Annotated in this window: 12 protein-coding genes; 7 read left to right on the forward strand and 5 right to left on the reverse strand. The window is 55.9% G+C overall.

Annotated elements, in window-relative coordinates; translation table 11 throughout:
* Positions 1–380: 380 nt before the first annotated feature.
* The 4 genes from pheS to pyrF form a co-directional block, all read right to left on the reverse strand.
* A complete protein-coding gene (pheS, locus tag Pla52o_RS06085) occupies positions 381–1,406 on the reverse strand; it encodes a phenylalanine--tRNA ligase subunit alpha (protein WP_146593721.1) in 1,026 nt (341 codons plus the stop codon).
* A 290-nt stretch (positions 1,407–1,696) separates the two neighbouring features.
* Entirely contained in the window at positions 1,697–2,053 is a 357-nt protein-coding gene (rplT, locus tag Pla52o_RS06090) for a 50S ribosomal protein L20 (RefSeq protein ID WP_146593722.1), read from the reverse strand.
* Positions 2,054–2,248: 195 nt separating this feature from the next.
* Positions 2,249–2,455 (reverse strand): 50S ribosomal protein L35, encoded by a 207-nt coding sequence (gene rpmI, locus Pla52o_RS06095; protein WP_146593723.1) that lies wholly within the window; start codon positions 2,453–2,455, stop codon positions 2,249–2,251.
* Between the two features lie 120 nt (positions 2,456–2,575).
* Positions 2,576–3,502: an orotidine-5'-phosphate decarboxylase gene (gene pyrF / locus Pla52o_RS06100; protein WP_146593724.1), complete on the reverse strand. Its 927-nt coding sequence runs from the start codon at positions 3,500–3,502 to the stop codon at positions 2,576–2,578.
* Between the two features lie 206 nt (positions 3,503–3,708).
* Here pyrF and Pla52o_RS27320 point away from each other — a divergent pair, with 206 nt between their 5' ends.
* The 7 genes from Pla52o_RS27320 (at position 3,709) to Pla52o_RS06130 (ending at position 10,402) form a co-directional block, all read left to right on the forward strand.
* The gene (locus tag Pla52o_RS27320; protein ID WP_231612132.1) at positions 3,709–4,524 is read left to right on the forward strand and encodes a Dabb family protein; all 816 of its coding nucleotides are present in this window, start codon (positions 3,709–3,711) and stop codon (positions 4,522–4,524) included.
* A 225-nt stretch (positions 4,525–4,749) separates the two neighbouring features.
* Positions 4,750–5,136 (forward strand): holo-ACP synthase, encoded by a 387-nt coding sequence (gene acpS, locus Pla52o_RS06110; protein ID WP_146593725.1) that lies wholly within the window; start codon positions 4,750–4,752, stop codon positions 5,134–5,136.
* Between the two features lie 6 nt (positions 5,137–5,142).
* Positions 5,143–6,618 (forward strand): dicarboxylate/amino acid:cation symporter, encoded by a 1,476-nt coding sequence (locus Pla52o_RS06115; RefSeq protein ID WP_146593726.1) that lies wholly within the window; start codon positions 5,143–5,145, stop codon positions 6,616–6,618.
* 311 nt (positions 6,619–6,929) lie between these two features.
* The gene (locus tag Pla52o_RS27655; protein ID WP_261343337.1) at positions 6,930–7,052 is read left to right on the forward strand and encodes a hypothetical protein; all 123 of its coding nucleotides are present in this window, start codon (positions 6,930–6,932) and stop codon (positions 7,050–7,052) included.
* 178 nt (positions 7,053–7,230) lie between these two features.
* The gene (locus tag Pla52o_RS06120) at positions 7,231–8,100 is read left to right on the forward strand and encodes a hypothetical protein (RefSeq protein WP_197169037.1); all 870 of its coding nucleotides are present in this window, start codon (positions 7,231–7,233) and stop codon (positions 8,098–8,100) included.
* Positions 8,101–8,868: 768 nt separating this feature from the next.
* A complete protein-coding gene (locus Pla52o_RS06125; RefSeq protein WP_146593727.1) occupies positions 8,869–9,855 on the forward strand; it encodes a DUF1559 domain-containing protein in 987 nt (328 codons plus the stop codon).
* A 109-nt stretch (positions 9,856–9,964) separates the two neighbouring features.
* The gene (locus Pla52o_RS06130) at positions 9,965–10,402 is read left to right on the forward strand and encodes a hypothetical protein (RefSeq protein WP_231612133.1); all 438 of its coding nucleotides are present in this window, start codon (positions 9,965–9,967) and stop codon (positions 10,400–10,402) included.
* Between the two features lie 453 nt (positions 10,403–10,855).
* On the opposite strand, the gene Pla52o_RS06135 is transcribed toward Pla52o_RS06130, so the two are convergent.
* On the reverse strand, positions 10,856–12,316 hold the full coding sequence (locus tag Pla52o_RS06135) for a DUF1501 domain-containing protein (RefSeq protein WP_146593728.1): 1,461 nt from the start codon (positions 12,314–12,316) through the stop codon (positions 10,856–10,858).
* Positions 12,317–12,319: the final 3 nt, after the last annotated feature.

The raw sequence follows: 12,319 nt of genomic DNA on the forward strand, positions 1-12,319 counted from the left end.
ATTCCACGAAACGTTTCTTGGGATCTCAAAGCTCCTCTTGGGATCTCAAAGCTCCAAAAGTGCGGCGAGCCGGCCTTCGGCAATTCTCGGCTGCAACCCTGCGATAGCTTGTTGAACGTCGTTCGCTTAAGGGACAGGTCCAGCGCACGCGCAACCAGTCGCAATACCAATGTTTTAGCAAACCCGCGTTGTCTCTAAATACAACCGCGCAACTTCGAATCGCGTTGGCGCGCAAACATCACGGTTAACTCGGTCCCTCGCTGACGCGTGGGGGAGCTGGTTCGCTGCAGAAAACGACGCTAACGCCATGTTTAAAACTGATTCGGAAGCGCTGACCTGCTTCCGTGGAAACAGTCGGGCGTTGCAAAAACTTCACACGCTTAGAACTGGCGCAAGAACCGGAGATCGCCGCTGTAGAGATCGCGAATGTCGGTAATGCCGTGGCGACGCATACAGAGACGCTCCACGCCCAATCCAAAGGCAAACCCGCTGACCTTTTCGGGATCATACCCCACCGCTTCAAAGACGGCCGGGTCGACCATTCCTGCGCCACCAAATTCGATCCAAGTGCCATTCCAGAGGAAGTCCACTTCGACACTGGGCTCGGTAAACGGGAAGAATGACGGTCGAAAACGGATCTGAACATCGTCACCGAGGTAGTTGGTCGCGAAGACGCGAAGCACCGTTTTTAAGTTGGCCATCGTGACATGTTCGTCCACATACAACCCTTCCATTTGATGGAACATCGGGTAATGCGTCGCGTCGGGAGCATCGGGGCGATAGACACGCCCGAGCGAGATGACGCGGATCGGTGGTGCATGTTCTTCCATCACTCGAATTTGCACAGTGCTGGTTTGGCTTCGCAGCAATTGTGATCCTTCGCTGCCGGCTTGAGTCGCCGAGGCGGTGGCCAAATAGAAGTTATCGAGCGGGTCGCGGGCCGGATGATCCTCGGGAATGTTCAAGGCGACGAAGTTATGCCAGGGATCTTCAACCTCGGGTCCCTCGGCAGCCTCGAATCCCATCCGCCCCATGATCTCCATCAAATGGTTGATGGTTTGCGTGATCGGGTGGATATGTCCGACGTTGGGGCGAATCCCCGGCAGCGTTGCGTCAAAGGTGGGGTCGCTGCACGCTGCATCGCCTCCGCCAAGCCGCGATTGAGCTTGGTCGAACGATTCTTGGACCTTCGCCTTGAACTCATTCAGACGCATTCCTGCGGCTTTGCGATTGTCGGGGGCGATGCCGCCCATCAACTTCTGGACGTCCTTGAGCGCTCCCTTTTTAGCGCCTAGAAAGCGAACGCGAGTCGCTTCGACCGCGTCCGCATCCGCGGCCGCCTGGAACGAGTCGAGGGCGTCTTTTTGAAGTTGGTCGAGCGTGTGGATAAAGTGATCGAGTGACATGATGCCGGGACACAGAGCGGATGAAAAACGCGAAAGACCTACGTCTTTTCAGCACTCGTTCGTCGCGACCCCACTCCCGCATTAGGATTGGCCGCAACTCGATGCGGCTCTCCTATAGCGGCGAGCGTGCTTTCCCGCTTCGGAAACCATGCCAAAAATTCGTTATGGAAAAATGCTTCACAGCGATGAACGTGATCGTCCCGCTGCGAGCAACCCAAAAATAAACCCAGAGCGCGACGGTCGCGGCTCTGGGTGATGAAGTTCAACCCCTCAGGGGAAGGCACACGGACTTAAGCTGCGAGAGCCTCTTTGACCTTGTCGCATACATCTTTGAAGCCCGATTTGTCGTTGATTGCCATTTCCGAGAGCATCTTGCGATCCAATTGGATACCGGCCTTGTTCAAACCGTAGATGAACTGGCTGTAGCGAATGCCATGTTCGCGTGCGGCGGCGTTGATACGAACGATCCATAGACGGCGAAAGTCACGCTTGCGGACGCGACGATCACGGAACGCATAAACACCAGCCCGAAGCAACGTTTCCTTCACGCTTCGGATTAATTTTCCACGTCCGCCACGAAAACCCTTGGCTCGCTTAAAGAGACGCTTCTTGCCTTGACGACGTGCTGAACCTTTGGTGGTACGCATTGCAAATACTTCCTGTTGGTTTGGATCGAATGCTCGAACCTTCGCGTTTCGCGTTGGTTTCGTTTGAGCTTTTCGTCGCCTTTCTGGCTGCAGGCCCCCGTCAGTACAATGCTGCGGATGTTTTACCTAGCCAGATGGATACGGTTCGACTTTTTGGGTGCTGAGAAAAAAATAAGTGGGGTGCAGGACTAAAGCTTAGTTGCTGTAGCCATTCAGTGCGGCGTGGATGGTCGATTCCATGCACTCGGCCAACGAGGTCGTTCCGCGAAGGTTACGACGACGCTTCTTGGTCAAACCTTTTGCCAAGTGACTTGTACCGCTCGAGCGATGCATTGCTTTACCTGTGGCCGACAAGCGAAAACGCTTTTTCGTGCCTTTGTGCGTTTTGATTTTGGTACCCATGATTGATCCGCAAGGTTATAGGTAGGGGGTGTTTGTAAACGAGTTCGATCGAGAACTTCTATCCATATGCCTGATCGAACCGCGAAGCTTACCGAATCGCGTTTATTTCCGAAAGTCCTGCTAGGAAATTCGTTGGGCGAGCACGGCATTCATTTCGTCGGTGGCGGCTGAAACGGCATCTTGCCAACGTGCATCACCGAATTTCTCAGCAAATTCGGGGCGACGGTGGGCAAAGATCAAATTTCGAGAGTTATTCACGATCGCGCCCATGCCTTGGTCGTCAAAACCGGCAAGCACGTCCTGGGCGGTCCCCCCCTGGGCCCCAAAACCTGGGATCAAAATCCAGCTGGATGGCATCGCGGCCCGCATTTCAGCCAATTGTTCGGGATAGGTCGCTCCGACAACGGCTCCAATCGGCCCATAACCACTTTTTCCAATCCGCCCTTGATTCAATTCCTCGATCAATTCCGCGACCCGCGCGTATACGGTTTGACCGTCGGTCAGGCGGTCTTGCAATAGCCCCCCACCTGGGTTAGACGTTTTCACCAAGACGAAGACGCCCGCCGCCCGCGCGTCACAGACCTCAACGAACGGTTCGAGGCTATCACGCCCCAAGTAGGGGCTGACGGTGAGCGAGTCGCTCCCCCACGGGCTCGCCTCTCCCACGCCTAAATAGGCCTGTGCATAAGCGGTCGCGGTGCTGCCGATGTCGTTGCGTTTGGCATCGGTGATCACCATCAAACCGGCGTCCGAGGCGTGGCGAATCACTTGCCCGAGCGAAACCATGCCAGCGGGCCCGAGTTGTTCGAAGAAGGCCGCTTGCGGCTTCACGCAAGCGACCCGGTCTTTGACGACGTCGATCAATTCGCAACCAAATTGCGTGTACGCAGCCGCTTGGGCGTCGAGAGTACCGTTGTCGGCGATCCTTTGGATCGAGGCGGGCAATTGCTCTAGGCGAGGATCGATCCCGACACAGGTTACCGAACCGGTACGCCGAACCGCATCCGCAAGGCGGTCAGCAAAGGAAGCGATTTCGTTGTGGCTCATCGGGCACGTCTCGATCAAAAAGGAGAAAACAAATGGAAGGCTTCATTTTCTGATTCCTGCGTCGCGTTTCGTCAAGGATGGAAGCGGGCACCGCCACGCGTTACGATTGATCATAACCCGCCCTGACTCCGACCCGAACACGCATCCGTTGTCCGCCGGGGCTGCGTTTACCGCGGAGTCGTAAGCCTTTCCTTTACGAAAACATCATGACAAAATTCAAGCGTTTTCTATCCTTTGCTGTTTTTACTCTCTCGTTTGTCGCCGCAGGGTCGCTCGCCTCTGCAGCCGATTCGCCCGTGGCCGTGGCGGAAAAGCCAGCGACCGCGTCGAACGCAGCGACTGCCTCCGCCCCGCAACCTCCCTCCGCACAGGAACAACGAGTGCTACGACATGCTGTCTTTTTCTCGTTCAAACCATCATCCTCGCAACAGGATATCGACGCGGTCGTGAAGGCCTTTGTCGCCTTGCCCGCGAAAATTGATTCGATCGTCGATTTCCAATGGGGCGTCAACAATAGTCCCGAGGGACTCGATGACGGTTTCACGCACTGCTTCTTGCTGTCGTTTGCTGACGAGGCGGGCCGCGACAAGTATTTGCCACATCCCGCACACAAAGCCTTCGGCAACACGCTCCGCCCCCACATGAAGGATGTGTTTGTCATCGACTATTGGGGTCTCGATGATGCGGATGATGATCAAGGCGACGACAACGATGATGACGAAGAACTAAAGCATGCGGTCTTTTTCAAGTTCAAAGACGATGCTTCGAAAGCGGATGTTAAAAAAGTGGAGCAGGCATTCGCCGCCTTGCCCGCCAAAATTGATTCGATCACCGAGTTCGAATGGGGAACCAACAACAGCCCCGAAACTCATGACGATGGATTCACGCATTGCTTTATGGTGACGTTTGCCGATGACGCGGGCCGCGCCAAGTACTTGCCCCACCCCGATCACCAAGCGTTTGTCGAAGTGCTCAAACCCATCCTTGATAAAGTGCGTGTTCTCGATTTCACGTCGAAGTGATTTTACGGTCGCCGTTTTCAGAGTGGGGCTCCGTGTGGGCTGGCAAAACGCGGGACTGCGAAACGGACGAATCGTGTCACGACGATGGCGACCGACAGGGCGGTCCAACGGGCTAGGCCGCGGCAACAATCACGCGGCTTGATTTGTCCCCTCTCCTCTCCGCTGTAACGAAGCTCGCCTCGCCTCGCCCCGCACCCCGTCATTCTCATTACTCAATTGATCGCTATGGCAATCCTTGGCATTGGAACCGAAATCGTCGAATGCGTTCGCATCGCAAAGATGATCGAGGCGCACGGCGAACAATTTTTGGAGCGTGTCTACTCCGCCAACGAAATCGAGTACTGTATCCAAAACGCCAACACGTCCCAGTTGTTTGCGACGCGTTGGGCGGCGAAAGAGGCCGCGATGAAGGCGATGCGGTGCCGCTACCAAGGGGTTCGTTGGACGGACATCGAAATCGTTCTTCACATCGGTGAAGGTCCCACGATACTGTTGACCGGTGCGGCATCCCATTGGGCGGCACAGCGGGGTATCGAAAAACTACATGTGTCCCTTGGCGCTTGCCGCACCCACGCGACCGCTTACATCATTGCAACTGACGAATTGGATTAGACTTCTATGTTTCGGCTCGCTCTTCATTGGCAACTTTTAATTGGGATGATTTTCGGATCGGTCCTCGGTGTCTCGCTTAACGTTACCAGCTCCGCACGCTCGACCACGCTGACGCGTGACGACGCTTCGCAGCAACGATTGCCCGGGGGCATCGTGTCCGCCGTGATCGAGGACTCCAGCGCCTCGACCGTGATCGAGTACATCGATTCCAATGGGAATTCAATCAAACGCGAGGTTGACCCGGTCAGCGTGGAACAAGGGGTCTTTCGTTCGATGGAGGCGTTGGCCGCGGTGGACCCTGCGGCCGTCAAAATATACGAGACTCATGGAATGAGTTTCGCCAAGCGAGTGGGCGCATGGCTGCAACGTATCGGCAGTCTGTTTTTGCGTATGCTGCAAATGGTTGCCGTCCCCTTGATCGTGACCTCCCTGCTAACCGGCGTGCTCGGGCTGGGATCGTCCCAAGGCATTGGGCGAATGTTTCGGCGCACCATCTTCTATTATGTTTGCACCAGTATGTTGGCGATCACCACCGGGTTGTTGGTCGTCAACGTGGTTCGTCCGGGGCTAAGAGAAAATCAAGTCCAGCACGTCCATACCGACACGACCGAGGCGGAATCGCTCGTCAATGTGCTGTTTGCACAATTGGAGGCAATGATCCCGAAGAATCCGTTCTCGGCGCTCGCCGAACCGAATTTCCTCTCCGTGATTGCCTTCACGATCGCCTTTGCTTTGTTCACGATTTCCGCTGGTGGCAAGACGGCTGAACGAATCAGCAGCGCTGCCACCGCTGGATTTAACGTGATGATGGCCATGACGATGGCGATCATCAAACTAGCCCCGCTTGGCGTTTTCTTTTTGATTGCCGCCGTTACGGCGACTCAGGGCACGAGCGTCTTCAAGGCGCTCGCATGGTATGTCGTGGCCGTCGCTGTCGCGTTGGCAATTCACGCGACCATCATCTTGCCGTTGATCCTCAAGTTCGTTGCCAAACGCAGCCCGCTTGACTTTGCCAAGGCGATGTCACCCGCACTGTTGACGGCGTTTAGCAGTGCCAGCAGTAACGGAACGCTTCCGTTGACGATGTCCTGTGTCGAGGAACGAGCCGGGATCAGCAACCGTACCGGTTCGTTTGTGCTGCCGTTGGGGGCGACGATCAATATGGACGGCACGGCGCTCTATGAAGCGGTCGCGGTGCTATTCATTGCTCAGATGCACTTTGAACGCAATTTGGAGTTCAGTGAGCAAATCGTGGTGGCGTTAACCGCGTTGTTGGCCAGTGTGGGGGCGGCGGGGATCCCGCACGCCGGCTTGGTGATGATGGCGATCATCTTGAACGCCGTTGGCTTACCGCTGGAAATGCAAGGCGTTATTTTGGCGGTCGACCGCGTGCTAGACATGTGCCGCACCTCGGTCAACGTTTGGAGCGACTCCTGCGGCTGTGCCGTTGTCGAGGCCTTCGAACGGGCCGACACCGCTTGACCTAACCGGACCGGAAAGTCCGGGCCGGCTCAGACTTCCAAGCTGGCCTCACGTGTCCTGCTTTCCAATTTTCAATATAACTTTTTCAATCGCGTTTCAACATTCTCCCTCTCCGGCGCGAAGCACCCCCGTGCGGCGACACTCGCTGGGTTAGGCTCCAGGGCAAGGGCAAGCTTGAGGCGATTCCTGCTGTGGCTGAGAATGGGCATCGCGGCAGTTCGGCATGAAGAGAGGTCACTCCACGAGAACGAGTCTAATTCCCACTGCAGCAACATCAGTTCTGGCATGGAGGAAGTTGCGAGGTCGAATCAGTGCGAGTGATCTGCGCGGTCGATGAATCGTTTGTGGTGTCGCGATATGGACGTGTATTGTCGTTTCCGTTCTCAACGAACACGGTGATGCGAGGTCGGATTGAACAGGAGGTCGCAGAGTAAACGGAGGCGATGATCGATTCCCCTCAGTTCTCTCCGTTTCCTCGCGGTCATTGATTTCTTCTTGTGAGATGTGTCTACGTAGAGAGCCGCTAGGCGGCTGCGACGGGCTCAGGCATTGGGGCCAGTCGTTCTGAAGGGGAGCAAGTCAACTTTCACCGCTCGACGAATTTTAAACGTGATGCATCGACCATTAAAAATATTTCACGCCCTACTCGCACTTAGCTTGTTGTCGTTTATTCCGGCTGGCGTCCGTGCCGATCACAAACCGGCCACGAAGGACCTCGTCACACCCGAAATGACCGAAGAGTCACCCGCCGCTGGACGGCGCGTTCGTCAAGTCGCCCCGGAGTACAAAGGCACCGAGGTATACCACGCCTTGTATTTACCTACGGATTGGAAATCGGGCGGCAAGTACTCGGTGATCGTTGAATACACAGGCAACCAATTCGCCGAATCGGGTTCGACCGGTGAAGTCAAAGACGCGAACCTCGGCTACGGCCTCACGGGAGGTATCGGCTTCATTTGGGTCTCAATGCCTTACATCGAAAAAGGCGGTAACGAGAATGCAGTGAGGTGGTGGGGTGACAAGCAAGCGACCGTCGACTATTGCAAAACGAATTTACCGAGAATCTGCGAACAGTTTGGTGGCGATCGGGAAAGTGTCTTCATCTGTGGCTTCTCACGCGGCGCGATCGGAGCCAGTTACATTGGCTTGGCGGATGATCCGATTGCATCATTTTGGAAGGGAATGATGACGCATGATCATTTCGATGGCGACAAAACGTGGGGCTACGCTGAGAGCGATCGCAAGTCCGCACTTGTCCGTCTGACTCGCCTGAAAGGCCGACCGGTATTGGCATGCGGTGGAGGAACGGATTTCCTGCGTGACCATCCGGAGTTGGCGAAGGTCACCATTCTACGACCGCCCGTGGCGAAGATCTTCACGATCCCCGAGGGAAAGGTCATTCATCCGCACACCGATTTATGGATGCACCGCGACAGCGAATACCGGGACGAAGCGCGTCAATGGCTGGCCAGGCACAAGTAGCCGTCAGTCGCGATTGATGCTCGCGTTGCCTAACAAACGCAACCGGTAGAGGAAACGCATCGCGGCGGCACACAGCCATGAGACCACTGCGTGCGGGGCCGACACTGGGGCGATTCGTTGCGAGGACGCAAGCCGTGGCCAACGCTCTGCGAACGAAGTAATGGTTCCAAACAAAACCGTTCTAGGAACCGATTCTGCGACAAAACAACGTTTCCCGGGGGCGTTCCCGCATTCACACTCGCGGTAGCGTGGGCGATGTTTTGATTGGGCATTCCGATGTTGATGTTCGTTATCGTTTCAGCTCATAACGCTCGAGGTGGGATTGAACCGGAGATCGCACAGCAAACGGAGAGAAGGTCCGATTCCACTCTGTTCTCTTCCATTCGTTGATTTTCTGTTGTGGGGTGTGGCTACGCAGGGTGCAGCTTAATGGCGGCGTCGGGAACACGTTTTGTGTTCGCTTTTTACAAGGAGCTGCGGAGCGAATGGCAACGCCGTGATGCAAGAGAGTGCACGCCGCGAAGATTCGGCTTCAGAATGGTGCACCAGAGTGATTTTTCCGGAAAGTTCAGCGCTGCGCGGCAAGGTTCCAGCAAAAGGTTCTTGCAGAATGCGCCGCAAGGGAAATCCAAACGCCGTTGGTAGGCAACAAAGGTTGACAGCCGTGCTGTGGGTATCTAGTCTGGCCCGGGTTCCGCAGTGGGGGCGGCGAATAGTTCCTTCACTGTCTTTATGTTCATCTAGTTAATTCTCCTAGAAAGATAAGCGATGAAAAACTCTCAACCGATCCGCCCCGGCTTTACGCTGGTAGAACTACTCGTTGTCATTGCCATTATTGGAGTACTCGTTGGATTGCTTCTGCCCGCGGTACAAGCAGCTCGTGAAGCGGCGCGGCGGATGCAGTGCAGCAACAATCTCAAGCAGCAAGGACTCGGCCTGCATACTCACCACGATACCTATCAAAACTTCCCAAATGGGGCGCCGAGATCACATGGGCCCAACTGGCGTTTCGAGATCTTGCCGGGACTCGAGCAGGGAAATATTTACGATCAAGTTGATCGGAGTCTTCATGTCTTCTCGGGTTGCACCTCAAGTAGCACCTACGGCCAGCAGGCTACAGGCAATAATTTGATTTTGATCGACTTGATGGTGCCTACTTATAAATGTCCCTCAAGTGCCTTGCCTGCGAACGCGCCGGGAGGCGCCATGTGTAATCATGACCGCCTGCAAACCCACGATTATGTCGGCGTCAGCGGCGCGTTTCCTGATCCGGCGGGTCGTGCGAATGTTTGTTCTACAGGGACAAATTACGGCGTGTACTGTAACACCGGCGTGCTCGTCCCTGAAAAAGAGTTCCGTTTCCGAGACATCACCGATGGCTCCTCGAACACGATTCTCGTCGCTGAGCAATCGGGGATGGTGGGCACGAATGACTATCGTGCCAACTATCACGGCGGTTGGCGTGGCTGGTCGAACTCCGGCGATGTGACCACGAATACAAGTGCACATCACATTTCGGGCATCACAACCGTGGCGTTTGCGATCAACGCGAAAACCGCGCAAGCCGGTGGTAATACCATCCCTAAGTCTGACAGGCCTTATGCCGGTAACACAATTATCAACTCCTTCCACCCAGGTGGAATCCATCTACTGCTAGCGGACGGTTCGGTGCGGTTTGTGAGCGAGTCGCTGAATTTCACGACCCTCAGCCAACTCTGCGTCCGTGATGACGGCAGCGTCCTTGCCGAGTTTTAACCCGCTGCTATCGGTTTCTGCCGAGGGCCGGCGATTCGATGGTTATTCAATCAAGACGCCAAAATCAACTAATACTGATCAACTGACACTTCAAGCTTAGGTAGTTTTCATGGTGACGTTTCGCCGTTTGCGTTGTTCGTCTGCGTTTCTAACCAGCGCGATTGTTTTGGCCGGAGTCTTGCCCTGGGTGGGCGGATGCGAAAATTCGGCTGACTATCCAACCGGTACAATCCAGGGGCGGATCAGCTACGAAGGCCAACCTCTGCAGCAAGGAGTCGTCACGTTCTACTCCAGCGAGCTAGGCGTGGGCATTTCCGAAGAGGTCCAAGGCGACGGGCAGTATGCAACTCAAACGCCGATTCGCACGGGCAGTTACGTCGTCACGGTGCTTCCTCCCGAAGTTCCGCCGACGATGGACGAGGTGCCCGCTGCCAACACCACCCCGGTTAAAGACATCCCTGAAACGTACCGCGATCCGGCGAAAAGCGGTCTTAAGCTAGAGGTGACCGAGGGAGAAAATTCGTTTGACATTGAGATGACAAACTAGCCGTATGGCGAGAGCGTCGTGTAACGCCCCTGCGTGCTATGCGACAATGGGGCCATGCCTTGGTTTTGGGGCCCAGGCGAAGCGGTTGCTCCGTTCGGCTAACCTTCTAACCTCCCATCGTTTACCCCTGCTTGGCCGAGCGTCGTCACGTTGGACGATGCAAGCGATTGGCATCTCTGCGAGGGGCACCCACCATCCCGTCGTCGATCGTGAGCGAATTGCCACGATCTAGCATGGAATGAGGACAGATTCGACGATGGGAGGCTAAAAGAATCGAGGGAAGGGTGTGCTCCACCAGGAGATCACGCGACATCCCCCGCGTTCTGCGGAGTCCACGGCGGGGCGTCCGAGGCGGTTGCAGGTCCTCGCTTGTCGATCGGTCGTTCGACGGTCACAGCGCGACGAAAGGTGGTAGCCCGCGAGCGTCCGTTTGGAGAGCAAATTGAAAGTCGCTTAGGCGATGATTTGGTGGATCGGCTCGACGGGTTCGACCCCGACCAACTTTTGCTCCAATCCGCCGTAGAAGTACGACAAGTGATTGGGGTCCATTCCCATTTGCTGCAAGATGGTGGCATGCATATTCTTCACGTGCAACGGATTCTCAGCTGCCTCCGCACCGAGTTCGTCGGTGGTGCCGAAGCTGACGCCTCCCTTGATACCGCCGCCGGCCATGAACATCGTAAAGCCGTAGGCATTGTGGTCTCGGCCGGAGCCCTTGGCATATTCGGCGGTCGGTTGCCGTCCAAATTCGCCGCCCCAAACGACGAGCGTTTCATCGAGCATGCCTCGCTGCTTTAAATCAGCCAGCAACGCTGCGATCGGTTGGTCGGTGGCGCCGGCATGTTTGTTGTGGTTAATTTCGAGATCGCCGTGGGCGTCCCAGTTGTCGTCGTTATGGGCTCCGCCGCTGTACAGTTGAATGAATCGAACGCCGCGTTCGGCCAATCGGCGCGCGATCAAGCAGCGTTTGCCAAAGTCGCGAGTGGGTTCTTTGTCCGCTCCATACATCGCGACCGTCTTGGCATCTTCGTTGCTCAGATCGACCGCCTCGGGTGCGGCCGATTGCATCTTGTAGGCCAGCTCGTAGCTGGCGATCCGCGAGGATAAATCCGTATTGCTTTCGCGTGAAACCAAATGCCGCCCGTTGGCTTGTTGGATCGAATCAATCAATTGCCGCTGGACGCCCTCTGGCAAATCGCGGGGCGCTGCGAGATCGAGAATCGGCGCCCCTTCGGCACGAAAGACGTTCCCTTGGTAGGTCGCCGGCATGTATCCGCTGCTCCAGTTTTTGGCGCCGCTAATCGGGCCACCGGTGGGATCCAGCATGACGACGAAGCCCGGCAAGTTTTCATTTTCACTGCCCAACCCATAAGTCAGCCATGATCCGAGCGCGGGGTTTCCCGATAAGATTCGGCCGCTATTCATCATCAACATCGCGGATCCGTGAATCGGCGAGTCGGCGGTCATCGAATGCAAAAAGGCAATGTCGTCGACATGTTTGGCGACATGCGGAAACAACGAACTGACCCATTTGCCGCATTGGCCATGTTGTTTGAACTTCCAACGCGGCTCCACGATACGGCCTCCACTCTTGTGCCCTCCGCGCCCAAACGTCTTCACGTTGACGGTCTTGCCATCCATGCCGATCATGTTCGGTTTATAGTCGAACGTATCGATGTGGCTGGGGCCGCCGTACATGAACAAGAAAATGACCGACTTGGCCTTAGGGGCGAAGTGAGGTGGTTTGGGTGCGAGCGGATTAACGAACGACGTCTTGGCTTCTGAACCAGCGGCGGGTTTGAAGAACCCATCCGTCCCCAACATCGACGCGATCGCTGCGGCACCGAAACCGCCACCGGCTTGCCAGATAAATTCGCGGCGCGTGCGGCCACAGAAATTTTTGGGTTGGCTCATTTT

Source organism: Novipirellula galeiformis, assembly GCF_007860095.1.
GTDB lineage: Bacteria > Planctomycetota > Planctomycetia > Pirellulales > Pirellulaceae > Novipirellula > Novipirellula galeiformis.

Excerpts from the sequence above, each read along its gene's own strand:
- rpmI (WP_146593723.1), bottom strand. The coding sequence starts at position 2,455 with ATGGGTACCAAAATCAAAACGCACAAAGGCACGAAAAAGCGTTTTCGC.
- pheS (WP_146593721.1), bottom strand. The coding sequence starts at position 1,406 with ATGTCACTCGATCACTTTATCCACACGCTCGACCAACTTCAAAAAGAC.
- acpS (WP_146593725.1), top strand. The coding sequence starts at position 4,750 with ATGGCAATCCTTGGCATTGGAACCGAAATCGTCGAATGCGTTCGCATC.
- Pla52o_RS06120 (WP_197169037.1), top strand. The coding sequence starts at position 7,231 with ATGCATCGACCATTAAAAATATTTCACGCCCTACTCGCACTTAGCTTG.
- Pla52o_RS06115 (WP_146593726.1), top strand. The coding sequence starts at position 5,143 with ATGTTTCGGCTCGCTCTTCATTGGCAACTTTTAATTGGGATGATTTTC.
- pyrF (WP_146593724.1), bottom strand. The coding sequence starts at position 3,502 with ATGAGCCACAACGAAATCGCTTCCTTTGCTGACCGCCTTGCGGATGCG.
- Pla52o_RS06135 (WP_146593728.1), bottom strand. The coding sequence starts at position 12,316 with ATGAGCCAACCCAAAAATTTCTGTGGCCGCACGCGCCGCGAATTTATC.
- rplT (WP_146593722.1), bottom strand. The coding sequence starts at position 2,053 with ATGCGTACCACCAAAGGTTCAGCACGTCGTCAAGGCAAGAAGCGTCTC.
- Pla52o_RS06130 (WP_231612133.1), top strand. The coding sequence starts at position 9,965 with ATGGTGACGTTTCGCCGTTTGCGTTGTTCGTCTGCGTTTCTAACCAGC.
- Pla52o_RS06125 (WP_146593727.1), top strand. The coding sequence starts at position 8,869 with ATGAAAAACTCTCAACCGATCCGCCCCGGCTTTACGCTGGTAGAACTA.
- Pla52o_RS27320 (WP_231612132.1), top strand. The coding sequence starts at position 3,709 with ATGACAAAATTCAAGCGTTTTCTATCCTTTGCTGTTTTTACTCTCTCG.